General features: G+C 70.8%; 18 protein-coding genes. 10 read left to right on the top strand and 8 right to left on the bottom strand.

Going from position 1 to position 20167, the window contains the following annotated elements; genetic code table 11:
- Positions 1–124: 124 nt before the first annotated feature.
- A complete protein-coding gene (locus ACHFIV_RS13295; protein WP_398967304.1) occupies positions 125–940 on the bottom strand; it encodes an SAM-dependent methyltransferase in 816 nt (271 codons plus the stop codon).
- Between the two features lie 402 nt (positions 941–1342).
- Between ACHFIV_RS13295 and hemC the strand changes: the two genes are divergently transcribed.
- From hemC to ACHFIV_RS13280, 3 genes are all read left to right on the top strand, one after another.
- A complete protein-coding gene (gene hemC / locus ACHFIV_RS13290) occupies positions 1343–2278 on the top strand; it encodes a hydroxymethylbilane synthase (RefSeq protein ID WP_398967301.1) in 936 nt (311 codons plus the stop codon).
- A 463-nt stretch (positions 2279–2741) separates the two neighbouring features.
- Entirely contained in the window at positions 2742–3185 is a 444-nt protein-coding gene (locus ACHFIV_RS13285; protein WP_398967299.1) for an SRPBCC family protein, read from the top strand.
- Between the two features lie 65 nt (positions 3186–3250).
- Complete coding sequence (locus ACHFIV_RS13280) at positions 3251–3637, top strand: VOC family protein (RefSeq protein WP_398967296.1); 387 nt, start codon at positions 3251–3253, stop codon at positions 3635–3637.
- A 124-nt stretch (positions 3638–3761) separates the two neighbouring features.
- On the opposite strand, the gene ACHFIV_RS13275 is transcribed toward ACHFIV_RS13280, so the two are convergent.
- The gene (locus ACHFIV_RS13275) at positions 3762–4865 is read right to left on the bottom strand and encodes a YncE family protein (RefSeq protein ID WP_398967294.1); all 1104 of its coding nucleotides are present in this window, start codon (positions 4863–4865) and stop codon (positions 3762–3764) included.
- Between the two features lie 563 nt (positions 4866–5428).
- Here ACHFIV_RS13275 and ACHFIV_RS13270 point away from each other — a divergent pair.
- A complete protein-coding gene (locus tag ACHFIV_RS13270) occupies positions 5429–5845 on the top strand; it encodes a thiol-disulfide oxidoreductase DCC family protein (RefSeq protein ID WP_398967291.1) in 417 nt (138 codons plus the stop codon).
- Between the two features lie 128 nt (positions 5846–5973).
- On the opposite strand, the gene ACHFIV_RS13265 is transcribed toward ACHFIV_RS13270, so the two are convergent.
- A complete protein-coding gene (locus ACHFIV_RS13265; protein ID WP_398967288.1) occupies positions 5974–6522 on the bottom strand; it encodes a tellurite resistance TerB family protein in 549 nt (182 codons plus the stop codon).
- A gap of 284 nt (positions 6523–6806) precedes the next feature.
- On the opposite strand from ACHFIV_RS13265, the gene ACHFIV_RS13260 reads away from it, so the two are divergent.
- The 3 genes from ACHFIV_RS13260 (at position 6807) to ACHFIV_RS13250 (ending at position 9512) form a co-directional block, all read left to right on the top strand.
- Entirely contained in the window at positions 6807–7577 is a 771-nt protein-coding gene (locus ACHFIV_RS13260; protein WP_398967285.1) for an MBL fold metallo-hydrolase, read from the top strand.
- A gap of 257 nt (positions 7578–7834) precedes the next feature.
- Positions 7835–8284, top strand: a complete 450-nt coding sequence (locus ACHFIV_RS13255; protein ID WP_398967283.1) for a spore-associated protein — start codon at positions 7835–7837, stop codon at positions 8282–8284.
- 451 nt (positions 8285–8735) lie between these two features.
- Positions 8736–9512, top strand: a complete 777-nt coding sequence (locus ACHFIV_RS13250) for a DUF427 domain-containing protein (protein WP_398967281.1) — start codon at positions 8736–8738, stop codon at positions 9510–9512.
- A 98-nt stretch (positions 9513–9610) separates the two neighbouring features.
- On the opposite strand, the gene ACHFIV_RS13245 is transcribed toward ACHFIV_RS13250, so the two are convergent.
- The 4 genes from ACHFIV_RS13245 to ACHFIV_RS13230 all read right to left on the bottom strand — a co-directional run bounded on the left by ACHFIV_RS13245 (position 9611) and on the right by ACHFIV_RS13230 (position 17113).
- A complete protein-coding gene (locus ACHFIV_RS13245) occupies positions 9611–11167 on the bottom strand; it encodes a mucoidy inhibitor MuiA family protein (protein ID WP_398967279.1) in 1557 nt (518 codons plus the stop codon).
- Between the two features lie 8 nt (positions 11168–11175).
- Positions 11176–13221, bottom strand: a complete 2046-nt coding sequence (locus tag ACHFIV_RS13240; RefSeq protein ID WP_398967277.1) for a DUF4139 domain-containing protein — start codon at positions 13219–13221, stop codon at positions 11176–11178.
- Positions 13222–13360: 139 nt separating this feature from the next.
- The gene (gene thpR / locus ACHFIV_RS13235; protein WP_398968198.1) at positions 13361–13957 is read right to left on the bottom strand and encodes an RNA 2',3'-cyclic phosphodiesterase; all 597 of its coding nucleotides are present in this window, start codon (positions 13955–13957) and stop codon (positions 13361–13363) included.
- A gap of 924 nt (positions 13958–14881) precedes the next feature.
- A complete protein-coding gene (locus ACHFIV_RS13230; RefSeq protein ID WP_398967275.1) occupies positions 14882–17113 on the bottom strand; it encodes an FUSC family protein in 2232 nt (743 codons plus the stop codon).
- A 322-nt stretch (positions 17114–17435) separates the two neighbouring features.
- On the opposite strand from ACHFIV_RS13230, the gene ACHFIV_RS13225 reads away from it, so the two are divergent.
- Entirely contained in the window at positions 17436–17996 is a 561-nt protein-coding gene (locus ACHFIV_RS13225; protein WP_398967272.1) for a DoxX family protein, read from the top strand.
- Positions 17997–18193: 197 nt separating this feature from the next.
- Here ACHFIV_RS13225 and ACHFIV_RS13220 read toward each other — a convergent pair whose 3' ends face one another.
- The gene (locus ACHFIV_RS13220; RefSeq protein WP_398967270.1) at positions 18194–18592 is read right to left on the bottom strand and encodes a VOC family protein; all 399 of its coding nucleotides are present in this window, start codon (positions 18590–18592) and stop codon (positions 18194–18196) included.
- Positions 18593–19305: 713 nt separating this feature from the next.
- Here ACHFIV_RS13220 and ACHFIV_RS13215 point away from each other — a divergent pair.
- A complete protein-coding gene (locus tag ACHFIV_RS13215) occupies positions 19306–19476 on the top strand; it encodes a hypothetical protein (protein ID WP_398967268.1) in 171 nt (56 codons plus the stop codon).
- A 164-nt stretch (positions 19477–19640) separates the two neighbouring features.
- Positions 19641–19763 carry a hypothetical protein gene (locus tag ACHFIV_RS13210; RefSeq protein ID WP_398967265.1) on the top strand — a complete coding sequence of 41 codons (123 nt, stop codon included), beginning with the start codon at positions 19641–19643 and terminating at the stop codon, positions 19761–19763.
- The last annotated feature ends 404 nt before the right edge of the window (positions 19764–20167 follow it).

Here is a 20167-nt window from a genome sequence, read left to right as displayed (position 1 = left end):
TGGGCCGAGACGCGACCTGGAGCTTGTGTCCTGCCGGACCGACGCCGCCCGACGCCGGCGAGGTCAGAGGGTCGGCTTACCGGGGTGTTCGCCCCCGCACCCCCGCCCCGCCGTCACGGGGGCGTCACCACTTGCGGCCGACGCCGCCGTACTCGATCCATTCCTGGGTTGCCTGCCTGGGTGCCAGGTCCGAATCCGGCCGCCACGTCGACACCTCCACCAGACCCGGTTCCAGGACGTCGAGGCCCTCCAGGAACGCGCGCACGTCGTCCTCCCGGCGCACGCGTCCCCACTGATTGCCGGTGCTCTTCGCCATGAAGTCCGTGACGAAGTCGCGGGTGGCCGCGTCCTCGCTCACGAGTTGGCACACCACCAGGAAACTCCCCGGAGCGAGACGGGAAGCCACCCTGCGAACCAGACCCGCGGGATCGTCCTCGTCGGGGATGCAGTGCAGCACGGACACGAAAAGGGCGGCCACCGGCTCGTCGAAGTCGATCAGCCGGCTCACCTCGGGGTGGCCGAAGATACCCTCGGTGTCCCGCATGTCCGCCTGGATGACAGCGGTCCTGTCGTTCTCCTCGAGTATGGCCTTGCCATGTGCGAGGACGATGGGATCGTTGTCTATGTAGACGACCCGCGCGCCGGGGTCCACGAGTTGTGCGACCTGATGGACGTTGTCCTGCGTCGGCAGGCCGGAACCGTGGTCGATGAACTGGCGGATCCCGTACTCGGACGCCAGGTGGTGCACGACGCGCCGCAGGAACCTCCGGTTGTTCACCGCCAGCACCTTCGTGCTCGGCACATGTTCGAGGAGCTGTTCACACGCCACCCGGTCGGCGGGGTAGTTGTCCTTGCCACCCAGGTAGTAGTCGTACATCCGCGCGACGCTCGGCACGTTCACATCGATGGTCTTCGGAAGGGAGGTGTCCCCGTTGCTCATCCAGCGCCTCGCGGTTCGAAGAGAGTGAAGTCGGTGTCCGTGAGGAGCCCATGCTAGGGATCTCGCCGGGGCGTTGACAGCCCTCGAGTGAATGAGGCAAGGCCACAGGGCGCTTATCCAGCCACCCCCGTATGACGGCGGAACGACCTCGTTGCCGGGTCCGCACCTGGCGACGCCGACTCTTCCGGGCAGCGGTGCAGCAACTTCTCCTTCCGGCGGGCCGCGCACTACGCGTCGGCGGGTGTGTGAGGCCTGCCCGAAGGCCGCGAGAAGCGCCGTCTCAGCGCGGCCGGAATTCGACTGCGCGCTTGCGGTGTGCGTCTCCTGGAGCGGCCGGTCACCCGCCGCCGCTGATCGCGTCGATGGACCACAGCCGTAGCGTGTCGGTCTATCGTGGGAACCATGTCCGTCCCTGAGCTGATCCGTATCGTCTCGCGCGACTCGCCCATGGCCCTGGCCCAGGTCGAGCGAGTCAGGGCTGAACTCGCAGCCCTTCACCCGGGAACCGTCACCGAGGTCGTCCCGGTCAAGACCACGGGCGACAGATGGATGGGTGATCTCTCCAAGGTCGACGGCAAGGGGGCCTTCACGAAGGAGGTCGACGCCGCGCTGCTCGCCGGGGAGGCGGACCTGGCCGTCCACTGCGTCAAGGACATCCCCGCCGACCGGCCGCTGCCCGCGGGCACGACGTTCGCCGCGTTCCTCCAGCGCGACGACATCCGCGACGCACTCGTCCATCCCGGTGGGCTCACCCTCGACCAGCTCCCCGACGGTGCTCGCGTCGGTACCTCATCGGTTCGCCGGACCGCGCAACTCGCGGCGTCGCACCCCCATCTGGACTGCATCCCGTTCCGGGGCAACGCCAACCGGCGGCTGGCGAAGCTCGCCGCCGGGGACGCCGACGCCCTTCTCCTGGCTGCTGCGGGACTCCACCGCATCGGCCGCCCCGACGTGATCAGTGAGATTCTCTCCCCGGAGGCGATGTGCCCCCCGATCGGCGCAGGCGTCCTCGCCCTGCAGTGCCGCGAGGACGACACGTCGACCATCGACGCGGTGAGCGCGCTCAACGACCCCGCGACGTACCGGGAGATCACAGCCGAGCGCATGTTCCTGCATGTCCTCCAGGGCCACTGCAACTCCCCGATCGCCGGATACGCCACGGCCCACCGCAACGGAGACCTCTCCCTGCGCGCGTGCGTGTTCAGCCCTGACGGCAAGACGGTCCTCAACGCGCACGAATGGGCCGGCCCGCTCGACCCCGCCACCCTCGGCACCTCCGTGGCCGTCGCCCTGCTGCGTCAGGGCGCCCGAGAGCTGATCGATACCATCGCCCACTGACGGCGCCGCACGGGACGCCGCACTCGCCGAGGAGCGCGGCCCGGCAGGCCTCATGTCCATCGCGCCGCCGACCGGGCCCCGGGCAGCCCGTCGGCAGGGACTCGTTCCGTCCTCGTCACAGGCGTCGCGCAGCGGCGACTCCCCTCGTCCCCACCACTTGCCCGGTCCGCCGCAGGCCCCCCATGTGCGGGCCTGGCCGGGCGCGCCCAGGTCCGTTCTGCCGATGCGCGGGAAAGGGGGACCGGCGGAGCGTGCCCCGTCCGCCGTCGTCCGCCTCGCGGCCGCGACGCCGCCCCGCCCTGCGGCCTGCCGCGCCCACGCCGGCACCCGGTGAGAACACCCGATTGCATGCAGGATCGCCCCGCCCGGCTGCCGAGTGGCCGTGGAGCGCTGATCCTGGTGGCAGCGTCACGCCGGGAGCGCCACGCCGCGTGCCGCGCCGGTTGCACGAGAGGGGACCACTATGGCCCGGTTCGAGGCGACAGTCGATGTCGACCGCCCTGTCGCAGAGGTCTTCGCCTTCCTCGCGGACGGCGAGAACGACAGGAAGTTCAGCCCACGTGTGCAGAAGATCTCCAAGAGCCCGGCCGGCCCGACAGCGGTGGGCACCGTCTTCCGCAGCAAGGTGAAGGACGCGGGCATGACGACCCGGCGGACGTTCCGGATCAGTGACCTGGTCGCCCCGACGCGCATCCGCTGGAACGAACTGTCCGCCAATCTCGTGACGGCCCGTGAAGGCGGCTACGACCTGGAACCCCTGGGACGAGACAGGACGCGCGTGCGCATTTTCAATGACCTGGAAGGCCACCGTCTGGGCAAGCTCCTTGTGGGGTTCGCCGTGGCCGCCGCGAGGAAGGACGCCCCTGCCTTCGGGCAGCGGATCAAGGCCGCAGTGGAGGCTCCCTGAGCCGGACGCGGGCGCAGGCGTGAGGAGCGCCGCTCCGGCGCACCGTTCCGCGTAGGGTCGGGATCATGGTTCACGTACTGAGCAGCAGGGTATTGCTGAGGCCTCGCGATCCGGAGATGTCCCGCGACTTCTACGGGCGGACCCTCGGGCTCTCCGTCTACCGAGAGTTCGGGACCGGCCCCGACCGTGGAACGGTGTACTTCCTCGGCGGGGGTTTTCTGGAGGTCTCAGGGCGTTCCGACGTTCCGCCCACCGACACGCTGCGGCTCTGGATGCAGGTCGCCGACTGCGCGGCGGCGCACGCGGAGGTGACGGCCCGGGGAGCAGCCGTTCTCCGTCCGCCGCTGCGGGAACCCTGGGGCCTCATCGAGATGTGGATCACCGACCCGGACGGTCACCGCATCGTGCTGACGGAGGTGCCTGCCGACCACCCGCTCCGCTACCGACCCTGATGATCACGGGTGCGGCCGTCCAGCCGGGCCCGGTCCTCCGCAGCCGGGCTTCTCGGCGGGGGAGTGCGATGGTGACCGGCGCGGAGCGTGGCGGTCTCGCGTGCGGTACGCGAGGAGGCGTAGTTCAGCAGGCCGGCCGTGTCCCCGCCGGGGGGCCGGAGAGTGCAGCCTGCGGGGTCAGACGTAGACGGGTGAGTCCGTCCTCCCCGCCCGGCCCCGCGCCGGACTTGTCGACGACGAAGGCGGTACCACCGTCTGTCACCTCGACATGGTTGGGGTACGCGCCGGTGGTCACGCTCCCCACCACTCTTCCCGCGCGCGGGTCGACCACCGATACGCTCCCGGCGAGCCTGTTGGCGACCGCGACCCGGCCCGAACAACGGTCGACAGCTACGGACTTCGCACCCTCACCCGTCGCCACCGACCTCACGACGGTGCCCTTGCGCAGGTCGACGACCGAAACGGTCCCCGTGGTCTGGTCGGCTGTGTAGGCACTGCGCCCGTCGGTGGAGAGCGCGATCGAGAGCGGCCCGCCGCCGGTGGGGATGAGCCGCGGGGCCCTCAACCCGGGGGCGAACTCGATGATCCGGCTGTTGGTGAAGTCGGCGGCGTAGACGGCGCCGGTCCGTTCGTTCACCGCCAGCCCCGTCGGCCCGCTCCCTTCCACGGTGACACGCTTGATCTCCTTGAGCGTGCGGCTGTCGAAGGCCACCAGAGCGCCGTCACCGAAGGAACTCGCCCACACGACGTCGCGTTTCTCGTCCACGACGACCTCGCGTGAGTGGTTCACGTTCGTCCGGGTGGCGAGATGCCTTCCGGTCCGTTGGCTGTAGACAGCGACCGAGTTGTTCCGGGTGTTGGTGACCCAAAGTGTGTTGTGCTCGTCGTCGACGTCGATGCCGTAGACGGCTTCGACGGTGCCGTTCAGGGGAGGCGTGACGGCTGCAGTGATCTCCAGGCTGTCCGGATCGATCCGCAGCAGCCGGGAACCCGTGACCGGGGCAGGCGGCTGCCCCACGGCGGAGGTCGCCCAGAGCACGTCGTTCCGTTCGGAGTACGCGGACTGGTAGAGCCCCTGTGCGAGCGGAACCGATGCCAGGTCTCCGCCTGCCGGCGCGCCTGTTGCCGCTGTGGCGGTCCCCGTGCCGGTCAGCGCGAGAGCGCTGCCGAGGGCGAGCGCCACCGTGGTGGCGGCGACGCGGCGTAGACGGAGGTTGAGCGAGGCCATGGGTGTTGTTCTCCCTGGGCGCGCGAGCCGATGGCGTGCGCTGTGCCGGGGCGGGACGGACCCGCGCCCTTGTGTCCGATGGTGGTTGCCGGCCCGAGGACTTCGGTGTGCTGGGCGCGGGCCGCGAAGAACCACGAAGGTTCCGCGCGGAAGCCCCCGAGACCTCACCCTCGAGTAAAAGTTAGGTAAGCCTAAGCTTTGCGTCGCTCGAAGGGCAACCCGCCCTCGTGTCAGGCGGATACCCGATATCGGCTCCTCGGCGAACGGGTCCCCGTCTGGCGGGTCCGATGCTCGGTCGACTGCGGACCGGCGGCTCTGCGCCCTACTTCGAACTGGATGTCGACGGCGGCGGAATGCTGGAACCTGGGACACAGGCTTCGGATCCGGAGTGGCCAACCGGGCGCGGGAGGCTTCACCGCGCTACGGGAACTGCCCACCGGTCCGTGCGTGACGCCACGCCGTCCTGCGCTACGGGTGACTCGCAAAGCGAGGGAACGGATGATGAGCCTGTACGGCCACGGCCGTCAACGCCCCGGAGGCTGTTCTTGCGGCATGATGAGGTCATGGGGCCGCAACCTGTACTCGTCTACGACGGGGACTGCGCTTTCTGCACTTCCTCCGTCACATTCGTCCAGCGGTATGTCCGGCCACGCTGCGAGGTCGTCCCCTGGCAGTTCGCGGACCTGGACTCGCTCGGAACCACCCGGGAGCGAGCCGAGTTCGAAGTGCTGTGGATCACCCCGGCAGGAGGGATCCACGGTGGCGCGCAGGCCGTCGCCAAGCTGCTGCTCCACGCGGGAAGAGGCTGGGCAGTCGTCGGAGCACTGCTGACCCTGCCTCCCCTCCGCTGGATCGCCCACGGCGTCTACCGGCTCGTCGCGAACAATCGGGAGAAGATGCCCGGCGGCACGCCCGCGTGCGCGCTCCCCGCCGGGGGGCGGCCGGGTCCCCGGAAACCCACGTCGTCCAGTGCGTCCTGAGGGCCGGGCCCGCACCGCCTGCCTCGGACACATGCGTCGGTGTACCCAGGCCGGGCACCCCTAGCCCGGCGGGACGTCACTGCCACACGCTGCGGGCCGCCCCTCGGGGGACGGCCCGCAGCCTCGCGTCAGAGCTGGAATTCCGCAGGGGACAGTCCCAGGGCTGTGCAGGCCTCCCGGAGAATCATGTGCTCGGGCTGGGAGAAGTCGCCGTCGGCACCGGCAACGACGATGCCGGTCTGGAGCACGGCCCTTGCCTCCGTCGGCTTCTTGGCGGCCTTGGCGATCTCCTGCATCGCCTCGGCCTTGCCCTGCTGGAAATTCGAACTCAGCTGGTCAACGTGCTTGTTGAAGCGCGTGCGCAACTGCTCCGGCGGGAAGTTCTGCAGCACGTCGTTTCCGAGGATCATCGACTCCACATGCTGACGCTCGGCAGGGTCCACGTGCCCGTCCGCGGCCGCGACGAGCGCGCACATCGCCATGCTCGCGTCGCGGTAGGCGCCGCTCTTGAGCTCCGTCTTGAGGGAAGCGAGCTGGGTCTTCAGCGTGCTGACCAGCTGGGCACGCGAGCCGCCGCTGGATCCTTGCCCCCCGCTGCGTCCGGCTCCCGGGCCACGCCCCCCTTGAGACTGCTGCAGAGTCCTGGCCTGATCCTTGAGCCGGTCCCACACTGCCATTGAGGTCACCTCGGTCTTCGTCTGAGTGGTCGATCGTGAGCCCGTGCGCTCACTCAGCCAACGGCTGGTCACTGGTAAAGGTTCCGCAAAGTAGCCGATGTCTTTCGGCCGGTGCGGACGTCGGGCGGAAAGGCCGCCGGCCCAGCCGGGGGAACCTGCGATCACCGGCGCCGGCCGCACGGGTCGGGTCGCCGACGGTCGGGCGGGCGTCGACCTGACGGCCGGCTCCGGACGGACGAGCCGTTCCTCCCCTGCGCGACGATCAAGCGTTCTATGCTCTGTACATGTCCGGCGATCTTCTCCAGCTCACCGTCCTCGGCTCCGCGACGCCCTATGCGAGTGTCGACAATCCGTGCTCCGGCTATCTGGTGTCCGGTGGCGGCACCCGGATCTGGGTGGACGCGGGGAGCGGGTCGCTGGCGCAGCTGCAGCGACACCTCCGCCTCGACGAGCTGGACGCGATCTGGATCTCGCACCTCCACGCCGACCACAGCGCCGACCTGCTCACCGCCTACTACGCCGCGCTCTACGCGGACATACAGCTCACCGCACCCATCCCGCTGTACGGACCGCCCGGTATCGCTGACCGGCTGGCACACTTCCTCACCAACACCTCGGCCCGCAGCCCGGTGGAGTCCGCCTTCGCGGTCCACGAGCTGTACGACGGCCACCGGGTCGGCGTCGGCGCTCTCACTCTGACCAGCCGGGAAGTAGCTCACGGTATCCCCGCGTTCGCCGTTCGCGTCGAGGCCGGGGACGGGTCACTGGTCTACTCCGGGGACACGGCGCCGTGTGCGAGCCTCGTCGAACTGGCCGCAGGATGCGACGTGCTGCTGTGCGAAGCAGGGAACGCACAGGTACCCACCGAGGGTGCCCAGGTGCATCACACGCCGGAAGACGCCGGTAACACGGCCGCTGAGGCCGGAGCGCGCCGCCTGATCGTCACGCATGTCAGCCGCTTCCTCACGCCACGACAGGCGACGGCACGCGCCGCGGCCCGGTTCGACGGCCCAGTCGAGTACGCCTCTCCCGGAGCCGGCTTCCTGATCGGTTGACGAGGGCCCGCGGTCCTCCCGGCGTCGGTGGGACGGACCGGCCGGATGCCGCAGGGCCGTTCCGGCCGGGGTGGGCAGACCGTCCGTGCCAGATATTTTTCCGCTTCGAGGGCGGCCCGACCAGCGGGATCCCCGCGGGCTCCGCCCCTTTCGAGTGGTCGCACCGTACCTCTGCGTGGATGCAGTGCAACCATCCGTGCCCTTCGCGGGTCCCATCAAGTGGGAGCAAACGGCTCTCAGGCACGCAAGGGGGAAATATGAGAATCGTTCGTAATGCGGCGGCTGTGGGTGCGTTGACCGCACTGGCGGTGGGGAGCACGGTCGCGTTCGGGGCGACAGCCTCCGCCGCACCGAACGTCACGCCGCAGGGCGTCTGCGGCAAGGCGTACAAGACGGTGAACTCGGTGCCCGTCGGCTCCCTGGGCACGGTCTACCTGACGTACAACTCGACCAACGGCAAGAACTGTGTGGCCACCATCCGCGCCAATCCGGGTACGGCCAAGCAGATGTCCGCGTACATCTACGTCCCCGCCACCGACGAGTGGGCCGGGGACGACGGCAACTTCACCTCCTACGCGGGACCGGCCTACGTCTACGGCAAGGGCTACTGCGTGAGCTGGGGCGGAAGCATCGCCAACGTGTACGTGTCGGTGGAGAACTCCAACTGCGCCGCACTGAAGGAGCGGCGGACCACCGAGATCCGCTAGTCCCGTCCTGCCGTCCGCCGCACGTCATCGTGCGCGCGGAACCTGCCTTCCCGCTCAGCGCATGGGGGGACCGGCCCGCGCCTTCACTCACGGCGGGCCGGCCGGCTCACGCGCACCGGTGGGCGGCAGGAGCCGGAGCCCGGCAGTGGCACCGAGAAGGCCGGGCGGCGTCGGAGGGAATGACCGCGCTCCGTCCGACGGGCCCCGGGCGGGGGCGTCACCACCACCGTGGTGGCGTCCCTGCCCGGTGCCTCGTACGTGTGCGTGAAGGTGACCGTGTGAGCCCCTCCGGCAGTTCGGACGAAACGGCTGCTCGGCATGGGGACATTCAGTAGTATTTCGGATGAACGGGTGAGGTTTCGGCCCTGCGAAGCGGTTGCTCGACCAGGTCGCCGCACGGGGGAGGCGTCGGAACACCGGAGAGCGAACGAGTGGACCGAGGTGACCGCTGATGGCGGACGAGAGCGTGCGGTACCCGAGTTCCATCACGCCGGTCGGGCACGTCGAGCCCGTGCCCCGGCGCGTCCGGGCGACGATCGGTGGGCGCTGCGTCTTCGACACGCGGCGCGCACTGTACGTGTGGGAGTGGCCCGCCTATCCGCAGTTCAGCATCCCGGTCGAGGACCTGGTCGACGGTGTTCTCGTCGACGACGGCCGTGTCGAACAGCTGGGCGCCGGGCCGGCGCGACGTCACACGCTGAAGGTCGGGGCCCAGGTCCGCGAGGGCGCCGCATGGGTCTGGGACGACGGCGCCCCGGCAGCCCTGCACGGGTCCGTCCGTTTCGAGTGGGAGGCCCTGGACTCCTGGTTCGAGGAGGAGGAGCCGGTCCACGTCCACCCGAGGAGCCCGTACTCACGCGTGGACGCCCTGCGTTCCTCCAGCAGCGTCCGAGTGGAACTGGACGGGGCCGTGCTGGCGGAGGCGCCGGACTGCGTCAAGCTGTTCGAGACCGGCCTGCCTACCCGCTACTACCTCGACCGCACGCATGTCGACCTGGCGAGGCTGAGACACTCCGGCACCGTGACCCGGTGCCCGTACAAGGGCACGACAAGCGGCTACTGGTCGTTCGACAGCGACATCGCCGCTCACGAGGACATCGCCTGGGCCTACGACTTCCCCACCGTCCACGTCAGCCGCATCGCCGGGCTGATCGCCTTCTACAACGAGCGGGTCGACCTGTACGTCGACGGCACAGCGCTGCCCAGGCATCCGAGCGCGGGCGGCTAGGCCGACGGGCAGCGCACCGGAGGGGGCCTGCCAGGTGAGGGACGTGCGGTACCACAGCTGACAGCGGCGTCGGGTCGGCGCGTCGCGTCGGCCGCCGCTCAGAGCCCGGTGACCTTGGCGCTCGCCGACAGTTCGTAGACCAGGGTGACCGTGCGGTGGCCGCCGGGCGGGAGGACCACGTCCCACCGGGCGATCCCTTCGGCATCGACCACGTCGGGGGCAGGGGAGCAGGCTTCCTCGCGCAGACGGACTTCCACCGCCGAGACCTCGGAGACCGGGATCCGCTCCCGCAGGGTGACCAGCCGGTGGTCGCGCTCTTCCGGGGCGGAAAAACGGGACACGTGCAGGTGGACCGTGCGGGTGATGACGGTCCGCTGGGTGAGGCCGGACGTGTCCCGGGATTCCTCGGCACGGCGGACCACCCGGTGGTCGTCGCAACTGCCGAAGGACAGCTCGACGGCAGCGCCGGGGGCCGCGAAGTCCAGTGTGCCGCGACCGCTGTAACCGCTGTCCCGGACCAGGTCCACGGGCCCGGCGAGCAGCGCGTGGCCGGCCTGGTTGTCGAACCGCACCACCCGTGTCACCAAGGGAGACAGCTCGGGGGAGCACGCGTACTCGCTGCGTGCGACCGTGGTGAAGGCGGACAGCGGCACCCGGTGGGCGCGGCCGTCACCGGGCACGGAGACCTGCCCCGGGGAGCGCAGCACCCGGGCCTCGCCACCGTCGTCCACGCCCGGCAGGCCGAGCACCGGCGAAGCGCCGAGGTCCCGGGTCTCCTCCTCGCGTAGTTCGACACCCACCGTGCGGCGCTCCGCGACGGAACGTTCGGTGAGAGTCAGCCGGTCCTCGCCGAGTCGCGGAGGCTCGGTGGCGAGCGCGGAGCGCGCCGTCGACAGCGTCAGCCGTACGTCCGACCAGTCCTCGCCGGTGCGCTGCCATACCATCGCGTCCGTTTCCAGCGTCATGGACCCGCCATCGAGATCCGCCCGGTAGGCGGGCCGCCACAGCGCACACGGGACGAGGTGCCCGAGGCGCAGCCCGACCGGCCCGGCGACCGCACTTTCCACCGTCAGTTCGATATGGCCGACGAGTTCGGGGGGCTCCTCCTCGGACGCACGTACCGCTTGCTCGGCGTGGCCGAGTTCGTCGTCCAGAGTCGCCAGACCCGCCTCCACGTCGTGCAGTCGCTCACCGCACAGGACGCGCTCGCCGTCGACCCGGTCAAGTTCGGCGGACCAGCGGGCTCCGTCGGCCTCGCCCGAGCCCGCACCCTCACCGATGTCCCGCAGAAGGTCGGCGGCCAGCCCGCCGAGCAGGTCGCGGCGGACCTCCAGGCGGTCGCGCCGCTGCCGCAGGGCGTCGCGTTCCTGGGTGAGGGCATGGATCCGCCTGCGCAGTGCCGAGTCGTCGTCGGCAGGGGGCCGGGGACCGCGTGGCCCCCAGCTGCGGGTCATCCGCACGTCGAGCACGGACGCCGGGTGATCGGCGGACAGTTCGGCATGGAGGGTCCTGTCGACGGCCAGCGCACTGACCGGTCCCAGGCGCAGGCGCTGGACCCCGGCCTCCAGGTCGAGCACGACGGCACGCTCGACATGGGCCCGGTCCTCCAGACAGGTCACGGCCGTGACGGGGAGGGCGATCGGCTTCGTACTCATGGCGTCTGTCAGCTCCTGCGGTTGCCGCCGACGAGGGCCTTGCCGGCCGGCATGCGGATCTCGTAGCCGCCGTCGAGCACGGCGGCACCGCCTGCGGGCAGGTGCAGCCGCCACACACGGGTGCCGGGGACATGGTGATCCGGGCCCGGGCCGTCCTCGGGTACCGTCCAGTCGGCTCGTTCCTCGATCCGGACGTCCGGCTCGGAGGTGACGGGCACCCGCTCGCGGACCTCGAGTGCGACCGGCCCGGCGAGGTGGTTGGCCACCTCGACGTGGACACGGTGGTCGACCACCGTGACGTTGTTACGCAGTCCCGAGGTGGACTCCTGGACGTCGGTGCGGCGGATGACCTGAATGCCTTCGGCCGGCCCGAGCCCGACCCTTCGGACACCTCCTGGGGCGAGCGTGGGCAGCGCGGCCGTCATCAGGAAGTCGTCGTCGACGGTCACCTCCACCGGGCCGGCCATAAGAGCCCGGCCGGTGGCATTGGAGAGCACCAGGGTCGCGTAGACGGTCTGTTCGACGGAGGGCACACAGAGGTACTCGGTGTGCATACCCACGGCGATCTCACCGACGGTGACGGTGTGCCAGGTGCCGTCCGACGGGATGTCGGCGCGGGCGGCGGTGTCGAAACGGTGGTCGAAGGAACCGGCCGACTCGCGGGGCCGCACCGCATACCCGGGCAGTGGCAGAGCGGCCACCGCTTCGGCGCGGCGGCGGTGGTCGGCCGTCACCGCGTCGGAGGGGGTATCGGGGAACAGCCTGCCCCTGCGACCTCCCTGCTCGTCGGGGCCGTGCAGGACGAGCGCGGCGTAGTCGAGCTCGGCGCCGCTCGGCTGCGGTGGACCGGCGGGCGCCACCGGAGGAGACGACGCCGGCAGGGGACCCCCGCCGAAGGCCGCTGGAGCCATCGGGGCAGGGGCTGCCGCGGCGGGACCCCGCCTGCGCGACATGGCCGGATGGGCGGGGGCGGGCATCCCCGTGAAACCCCCGGCCGGGGCACCCCCCGCAACGGCCGGTGCGGGGGGAGGCCCGCCGTACGCCTGCGGCGCGGGCGGCGGAGGGCCCGGCGGGACTGTCCTGGCCGCAGCGGCGACGGGAGCAGCGGTCGGGGCAGCCTGACGAAGGGCCGTGTCGTACCCGGCGAACAGGTCGGCGAGACCTGCCGGCGGCTCACGCCAGCCGGAAGGCGCTGACGGCGGCTGACGGCGGCCGATACGGAGGGAACGCAGGCGCGGCAGATCGGTGCCGCGCCGCAGGTCGGCCGTGGCCAGGCCCACGGACACGCCCGTCCAGTCCTCACCGGTGCGCTGGGCCACCGAAGCACGCAGCACCAGACGGCCGCTGCTCCCGCCCTGACGGTAGGCGAGACGGTAGGCAGGCACCCAGACGGCGCCCGGCACGCCGTACTCGAGTGCGATCTCCACTTCGTCATCCGGTGCGCCGGTGCGGGCGACGTCCAAGGTCAGGAGAGCCGAGACGGTGGTCCCGACGTGTGCTGACGGCGCGTCGGTGGAGGCGCGTGCGAGTCTGTCCTCCGCAAGGTCGCGCTCGTGCTCGGCCCCGCACAGCGCCTCCTCCAACTCGTCTAGGCGGGCCTGCAGCGCCGTAAGCCGCTCACCGACGAAGTCGGCGAGTTCCAGCCACGCTTCGACGGGGGTGCGACGGTGCGTGTCCCCGGGCCCGCGTGCCGGCGGAACAGGGCGGAGGGCCCTGACCTCCTCGATCAGGATCAGCTGGTGATCCCGGCGGCCCCGTGCCGCCGAGACCTCGGCGCGCAGCCGCTCGACCTCGCCCCGCAGTCCCTCGGGTGCGCGGTGAGTGAGTGGCTCGGCGTCGACCTCGACCCGGGCCTCGCCGACGCGTATCCCGCGGGCGCCGGTAACGACGGCCCGCAGCGACCCTGGATCCAGCGAGCGGGGCAGACCGGTGACGCGCACCCGGCCGTCCGGCGGCACCACGCCCCGGGCCAGGCGTCGGCAGACCGCACCCTGCTCGTACACCACCACGGAATCGAGAACCGACCCCCACCACCGCACTGCATCGACCGTCATGTGTCCCGCCCCCCGTCGGTGCCGGATCCAGTCTAAGCCCGGCTCACTCCGGCTCCCGGTCGTCGCGGCTCCACAGCCGGGACCGTGCGGCACCCGCACCGCCGTGGACCGCTCGTCAGGCGGCCCCCACGCGCCCCGCTCACGGCGCGGCACCCTGCCCGCTGCCGAGGGCCCACGCCTCGATGTCCCGGTAGTGGATCGGTCCACGGCTGCGGCCCGCGTTGCTGCCGACCAGGTGCAGACGTTCGGCAGGCCATCGAAGGCCGCTGAATCCGGCCAGCACGCCGGCGACCTCGGCCACCGACGACCGGTCTCCTCGGCGGGCACGGGCCAAGGTCAGATGGGGGCGCAGCGGCCTGTCCTCGAAGCCGATCCCGCAGCTCTTGACCACCGTACGCACGTCGGCGGCGAGTGCGCGGAGTTCGTCGAGGTCTCCGTCGATTCCGCTCCACAGCACGCGGTCGTCGAAGCTTCCGCTGCCGCGCAGTGCCAAGCAGGGCGGCCGGTGGGCCTTCGCGAGGTCGGCCAGGGGCCGGCGCAGGAGAGGCACGGTCTCGACCGGAAGCTCACCGAGGAACGCGAGGGTGACGTGCCAGTCCTCGATACGGTTCCACCGCAGGTGCGGGTGCGTGTGACCGGAGGGGCGCAGCACCCGTGCCAGTTCTTCCTTCGCATGATCGGGTGGGGCAAGCGCGATGAACACGCGAACGGTCGCGGGCTGAGTCTGTTCGTCCACACCGGACTTCGTACCGCATCCCGTGGGATGAGCGGCGGCCGGGTACGGGTCGGGGCGTCCCGGCCGTCGGCCGAGGGGGTCACTCGGGCCGACGCCCGGCGGGACCACGCACGTGCGTGGAGCGATGTCCTGGTCCGACATCGAGCCGGACCCGCTCGGCGGGACGAGGGGGCGACGCCGGGCGACGTACGTGACCTGATGACGCCGGGCGTCGTTGGGCCGGTGACCGATGTCGGCCGGCGAGTGGGGAGTCCTGATGGTGACGGCGAGGCAGGGGTGGTCCCGGGCGGACGGAACGATCCGGTGCGGTGCCGCGACGTTCGTTCTCCTTCTGACCGGCTGCGCCGCCGGTGGTGCGGGGGGAGAGGACGACTCGAAGCCCGCTCCGGTCGTGTCGTCGGCGCACACGGCCGCCTCCGGCGCGCCGGCGTCTTCGGCCACCCTCACTCCCTCGGCCCCCGGGGTGAGTGACGCGTCGGCCGGGGCCGAGGTGCTGGAGGCGTACGGGTCGATGTGGGCCGAGAGGCTGAAGGCGTACCGGGCGGCGTCGGTCGAGGGGACGGACCTGGAGCGGTACATGACGTCCGAGGCGTTGGAAGTGGTGAAGGCGGATCTGGCGCGCATGCGGAAGGGGAACACGGCGATGCGCGGCGAACCAGGACATGAGCCGCAGGTGTCCGCGCTCGCAACCGCTGCTCAGCCGCCCACCGCGACGGTGAACGACTGTGTGGACGAGACGAGGTGGCGGACCCTCGACACGACAACCGGCTGGCAGATCCCGCCGCGGACCGATCAGCCGCTGCGCCATGGGGCCACGGCGCGGATGGAGCGGGTGGGAGGAGGGCGTTGGGTGGTCACCGCGTACACCGCGGACAGAACCAGCGCGTGCCGGCCCGGCGCGTGACGCCCGGCCGAAGAGCCTCCTCAGTCGGGTACGGCTGCCGTCCCCGAGCGCTCGGCGACCGGCACGCCCAGTGGGCGGGCCAGCCCCACCACACCTTCGTCGAGGCGTTGCAGGTGACGCAGCACGCGGAAGGCCACTGAGCCCGAGGGAACACCACCGGCTCCGGTCTCCCGCAGAGTCGAGGCGATACTGGCACCCGACCGCACCTCACCCCTGGCGTGCTCGTCCGCGACATGCGCCGCGAGTACCTCGATGTTGTGGGCGATGCGCTGCCCGGCCCGGAGAAGACGGGGATCGGCCGCGACGGTCTTGCTGTGCGGCACGAGTTCGGCGGTCGCCGCGAGCGAGCGGGCGTGATAGGCGCATGTCTCCAGAAGCGCCACCAGGTAGCGGACGGTCTGCCGCCGGCCGCGCAGAGGGGTGATGGGATACGTCAACGGGCGCGTGGAGTCCCGCAGTTCGTCGAGCGCCGTGTCCAGGCTCCGGGCCCTGCTGAGCAGGTCGGACGCGGGGCCACCGCTGAGCTGCTCGACCGCGGCGGACGCGACGTCGCCCAGCCGGTCGAGGACGGTCCCCAGCAGTTCGTCGGTGCGGCGGTCGGTGTGCACCGGCAGCACCAGTACGGCGGCGACGACGCCGCACGCCGCGCCGATGGCGGTCTCCTCGATGCGGAGCACCAACACGTCGAAGCTGTAGGAGTTGAGCAGGGTGTAGAGAAGCCCGAGCATCGCCGTGACGAAGAAGGACATGACCGCGTAGGACAGGGGAGCGGTGTAGAACATCGCGAAGATGAAGACCAGGACCAGCGCGAACGCGACCCAGGTCCGGTCCCCGACCAGCCCGGCCAGCCCGACACCGGCGACCGCGCCCAGCAGCGTGCCGAGAAGTCTCCGGTACCCCTTGACCAGGATCTCACCGGTGGACGCGGTGTTGAGGAAGACCACCCAGCAGGTGAGAACGGCCCAGTACCAGCGCTGGCTGGAGAGCAGCTCTCCACCGATCATGGCCAGGACCGAGCCGACCGACACCTGGAAGGCCGCCCGCGTGCTCGGACGCTGCAACCCGGCACGTTCATCGCCCACGGACTCCTCGGAGGAGCCGATCGCCAGGTCCTCCGCGTCGAATTCCTCGCGGGAACGCGTGGTCGCCGGCGAGTCGTCGGCCTCGTCCTGCGGCCCGTCCAGCGCGAGGCGAAGCCCCAGGACGGATCTGGCTGCCTCACCGATGCCGCGAAACGCGTCCTGGATGCCCACGGGCGCCGGGGGAAGCTTCTCCTCGTCGCGGTAACCGAGCAGCCTGTTGCGAATGTGAGCGACAGCGGTGCCTTCGTCGCTCGACGCCGGCCGGACCACCAGGAGCCGCAGAGCGTTGAGGTCCCGGCGCAGGGCCATCGTCACATCGTCCTCAGCAGGCCTCCAGTCACCGGTGAGCGGTACAGGCGCGTGCGGAAGATGAAGGGTGAGGGTGTCGGCGCGCTCGGCGCTGCGGGCATCGAGCAGCAGCATGCCCAGGCGTTCCGTGGCGATCTCCGCGTCGGCGACCCGGCGTTGCAGGAGTGCCGCCTTACCCGCGTCCTGGGTGCCTTCCTCCAGACGGCCCTGGATCATGAGAGCGGTCTCGTGCAGCCGAGCGGTGCGGCGCCGCAGTTCGTCGAGCACCTTCTCCAACTGCTCGGGGCCGGCGTCCAGAAGTTCGATCTGCGCGGAGACGAGCTGAGCGACGCGCGTCCGGAACGCGTCGCGCAACCGTGTCAGGACGCGCTTTGGTGTTTCCGGGACGACGGCGAACCGCACCACCGCACTGCAGCAGAAGGCGATGGCCAGAGTCAGGCAGAGCTTCGGCAGGCCGGCCGTGGAGGCTCCGACGAAAAGGGAGAGGAAGTAGATCTGGAATCCGACCAGTCCCAGGGCCGTCCCCCTTTCGCCGAACCGCCGGCTGTACACGGCCCCGAAGATGAGGGCGACGAAGAACAGCTCACCGGCGACGACCTCGGACGTCAGCAGCGCGCCGAGAGACATCGCGACGAGCGCGACCGGCAGACCGAGGGCGAGCGTCACTGCCTGGTCGCGGACCAGCTTGTCCTTGATCGCGAACGTGGCCGTCATCGCTGTCATCGCTCCGGCGACCAGGTGGGTGACGCCGGTCCCGAGCGGTAGGAGAACCACCAGCGTGAGGGCGATCGCCGAGACGGTCCGCAGCCCCGCTGTGAGGCGCAGCAACCCCGGATCGGACGCCGCGAACCGATCCCACATGATGGCCCCGCCCCGCCGCCGCACTGCCCTCACCCTGCACTTTCTCACGCTGTCCACCATGATCCACGTGCCGCTCAGCATCGCACGGAAGGTGTTCGGAGGACGAACGCAGGCATGCCTGTGACGTGGTCGCCAGGCCCGGCGGACTGCGGGCGGCGGTCATGGGCGTTCACGCGCGGCCCGGCCCCCTCCCACCGCCCGGGCCGCAGAGCCGCGACGTGCACACCACAGTCCGGGCGACCCGAACACCACGTGCCGGCACGGCTTGCGCACCGGAGGAAACCGGACGCGTGCTCCGAGCGAACCCGGGCATGCGCGGAGCATGGCCATACTCAGGAAAGCCGCCCGTCCCTTGCTCGCCTCCGTCTTCATCTCCGGAGGGCTGCGCACCCTCCGGGACCCGCACTCCGTGGCAGCCGCAGCGGAACCGGTGGCCCAGCCGGTCGCCGGACGCGTTCCACAGTTGCCGGACGACACTGTGCGTCTCGTGAGGATCAACAGCGCCGTACAACTCGGCGCCGGCGTCCTCCTCGCGGCCGGTCGCTTCCCACGTGCCTCCGCCCTGGCGCTGGCGGCCTCGCTCGTGCCCACGACCCTGGCAGGGCACGCGTGGTGGAACGCCGAGGACCCTGACGAGCGGGCTCATCAGCGTGTGCAGTTCACCAAGAACCTGTCCCTGCTCGGAGGTCTGCTGATCGCTGCGGCGGACACCCATGGCAAGCCCTCGCTGGCCTACCGCTCACGGACAGCGGCCACCGCGGGCGGCCGTAGTGCCCGCAAGGCCGGGCACAAAGTGGGTACCGCCGTGGCCGAGAAGGCGCACGGGGCCCGCTCGGCTGCCGACACCCTGCGCGACCACGCCGTCCACGCCGTGGGCAAGTAGACTGACGGGCTTCCGGATGCCTGCCTCGGACGAAGCGGTGCGCCGCAACGCTGACGGAAGGCAAGCCCAGTGCCTGGCGACGCGGGCTGGGGACGCCGGGAGCGGCAGCCCCTGTGCCGCTCCGGCTGCCCGGCGCGTCGCGGCAGGAACCTGATGTACGTACAACGACCGTCTCGCCTCAGACGCCGACGCAGGCGTCAGGGCGCCGGTCGGCTGCCACCGCTGGGTGCGCGGCTCAGGTCCACCACGCAGAAGACGTTGCCGTCCGGGTCGGCGAGAACGACGAAATCCGGTTCGGGCGGATAGAGGTCCCAGTCGACGGCTTGCGCGCCGAGGCCGATCAGCCGCCGTACCTCCGCCTGCTGTTCCTCCGTCGAACTCGTGAAGAGGTCAAGGTGGAGGCGAGGGCGCGGCTCGGGCGGAGACGAACTGCGCATCAGGCCGAGCACCTGGCCGGAGCCGTCGGCGTGTTCGAGCGTCCGCCATGTCTCGCTCCGCCACTCCGGGGCGGACACCAGGTCCAGAGCCGCGGTCCAGAAGGCCTCCGCTCGGGAGACGTCCGTGACACCGATGACAGGGATTCCGAGTCTCAGCATGACGGCGACCCTATCCCGGCTGTTCGCGCGGATCGGTGGGCCCGGCGTGAAAAACTCCGCAGCTCCTACGCCCTGTGACCTGGCGCTCCGGGTACCGCGTCTGAGCCATCGCCGGCCGGTGCGCACGGAGCGAGTGCCACCACTGCCGCGAGGGGAACGGCGGGACGGTGGGCCACGCGGAGGGTGGCGGCAGACTCTTGCGGAGCGGACGAGCCGTAGCGGCCCTCACCGGTTGTCCCCCGTACACATACTGCAGGGAGCAGGATGTCCGGGAGCTGCTGCCCATCGGCAGCCTTGATCCATGTCCGCATCACGCCGAACACATCGATGGCATCGCTTACCGCTGCCCATGCTGATGCCGGCCCTCGGAGCCGGAGGCCAGACCGTCACCGCCCGGTCGCGCGTGCGCAGGCGCCGGTGAACGCCGGCCCGGTGCGCGAACTCGCCCAGGCCGCAGAGCCGCTGTAGACCACGGAGTCCAGCGCCCCCGACGGCGATCTGCGCCCTCTCGGCCGCGTGATCGGCTCGGCGAAGTGCCCCAAGAGGAAGCATGCCGACGCGTGGACGCGCCTCCCACGCGCCCACGGGTCCCCGCCGGTGGAGCCCGGTTCCAGCCATGGCTCGGCTCTCACTTCGATGCTGAACGATCCGTGGGTGCCTGCTTCCCGCGTCCCGGGGTACACGCGCTTCAAGAGACCTAAGGAGCCCAATTGATGCTGGCGGTAGCTGCGGCAGTACTCGTCGCCATCGCAATCCTGATCAACGTTGCCGACCTGACAGGCATCGGAGTTCTTGCCTCAGCGAACGCAGTACTGCTCGGCCTGGGCTTGCTGGCGTTGCACGCCGCAGGCATCGGCAGCGGACGGAGTGCGGGCGGACGGTGACTGCCGCCCCGTCATCCACGCCTGACGCGTGGACGGCGGGCCGGCGGAGCGCACCGGGAAGCTTCGCTCCGTCGGGGCCGTTCCCGCCCGGCGAACGTGGCGACCCGCGCCTGAGCGCCGGCAAAGGGCCCACCTTGGACATCGACACACAAGGAGTGAACACGATGACCCCGTTAGTGACGAACCTCGCCGCAGACGCCTCAGCCGCACCCGCGTGGCTTCACGTGGTGGTGATGGCAGCGGCTGTCCTGATCCTCGTCTACAGCCTCGCGCGCCGCAGCAGCTGACTGGTGGCCAGGCCGAAGTCCGTCCCGTAGTGACGCCCTGGGTCGACCGGAAAGGTAGGGCAGCCCACACCGGGCATTCCTCCCTGGAAGCCCTCGTGGCCACGGCGTCTCCGCTGATCGTCATCCTCGGCTGCAGCGTGCTGTTCGTCACCGGGTAACAGCCCTGGCGCTGGAGCGCCGGACCGCCGCGGCCACGTCGCGGGGAACGCGCTCGGTGCTTACGGGCCCATCGCGGCCGTGGTATCGGGAGTCCGATTCGTCGGAGAGCGTTCCGTCCTCATCCTCACCACGCTCGAGCCGGCCGACGCCGCCTACTTGGTCCACCTCGGGGTCAGGGTCTGGCATGAGTGCCACCCGCCGGGGCCCGGTACGCGGACGGACGGACGCACCAAGGTGGCGGCCGC

The sequence above is a fragment of the Streptomyces sp. ALB3 genome, from assembly GCF_044385685.1.
GTDB lineage: Bacteria > Actinomycetota > Actinomycetes > Streptomycetales > Streptomycetaceae > Streptomyces.
The sequence above is the reverse complement of the archived record's forward strand: the minus strand, read 5'-3'. Positions and strand labels throughout refer to the sequence as shown.

Bases quoted from the DNA above. Each gene is read 5' to 3' on its own strand.
- ACHFIV_RS13295 (WP_398967304.1), bottom strand. From the start codon at position 940: ATGAGCAACGGGGACACCTCCCTTCCGAAGACCATCGATGTGAACGTG.
- hemC (WP_398967301.1), top strand. From the start codon at position 1,343: ATGTCCGTCCCTGAGCTGATCCGTATCGTCTCGCGCGACTCGCCCATG.
- ACHFIV_RS13285 (WP_398967299.1), top strand. From the start codon at position 2,742: ATGGCCCGGTTCGAGGCGACAGTCGATGTCGACCGCCCTGTCGCAGAG.
- ACHFIV_RS13280 (WP_398967296.1), top strand. From the start codon at position 3,251: ATGGTTCACGTACTGAGCAGCAGGGTATTGCTGAGGCCTCGCGATCCG.
- ACHFIV_RS13275 (WP_398967294.1), bottom strand. From the start codon at position 4,865: ATGGCCTCGCTCAACCTCCGTCTACGCCGCGTCGCCGCCACCACGGTG.
- ACHFIV_RS13270 (WP_398967291.1), top strand. From the start codon at position 5,429: ATGGGGCCGCAACCTGTACTCGTCTACGACGGGGACTGCGCTTTCTGC.
- ACHFIV_RS13265 (WP_398967288.1), bottom strand. From the start codon at position 6,522: ATGGCAGTGTGGGACCGGCTCAAGGATCAGGCCAGGACTCTGCAGCAG.
- ACHFIV_RS13260 (WP_398967285.1), top strand. From the start codon at position 6,807: ATGTCCGGCGATCTTCTCCAGCTCACCGTCCTCGGCTCCGCGACGCCC.
- ACHFIV_RS13255 (WP_398967283.1), top strand. From the start codon at position 7,835: ATGAGAATCGTTCGTAATGCGGCGGCTGTGGGTGCGTTGACCGCACTG.
- ACHFIV_RS13250 (WP_398967281.1), top strand. From the start codon at position 8,736: ATGGCGGACGAGAGCGTGCGGTACCCGAGTTCCATCACGCCGGTCGGG.
- ACHFIV_RS13245 (WP_398967279.1), bottom strand. From the start codon at position 11,167: ATGAGTACGAAGCCGATCGCCCTCCCCGTCACGGCCGTGACCTGTCTG.
- ACHFIV_RS13240 (WP_398967277.1), bottom strand. From the start codon at position 13,221: ATGACGGTCGATGCAGTGCGGTGGTGGGGGTCGGTTCTCGATTCCGTG.
- ACHFIV_RS13230 (WP_398967275.1), bottom strand. From the start codon at position 17,113: ATGTGGGATCGGTTCGCGGCGTCCGATCCGGGGTTGCTGCGCCTCACA.
- ACHFIV_RS13225 (WP_398967272.1), top strand. From the start codon at position 17,436: ATGGCCATACTCAGGAAAGCCGCCCGTCCCTTGCTCGCCTCCGTCTTC.
- ACHFIV_RS13220 (WP_398967270.1), bottom strand. From the start codon at position 18,592: ATGCTGAGACTCGGAATCCCTGTCATCGGTGTCACGGACGTCTCCCGA.
- ACHFIV_RS13215 (WP_398967268.1), top strand. From the start codon at position 19,306: ATGCTGGCGGTAGCTGCGGCAGTACTCGTCGCCATCGCAATCCTGATC.
- ACHFIV_RS13210 (WP_398967265.1), top strand. From the start codon at position 19,641: ATGACCCCGTTAGTGACGAACCTCGCCGCAGACGCCTCAGCCGCACCC.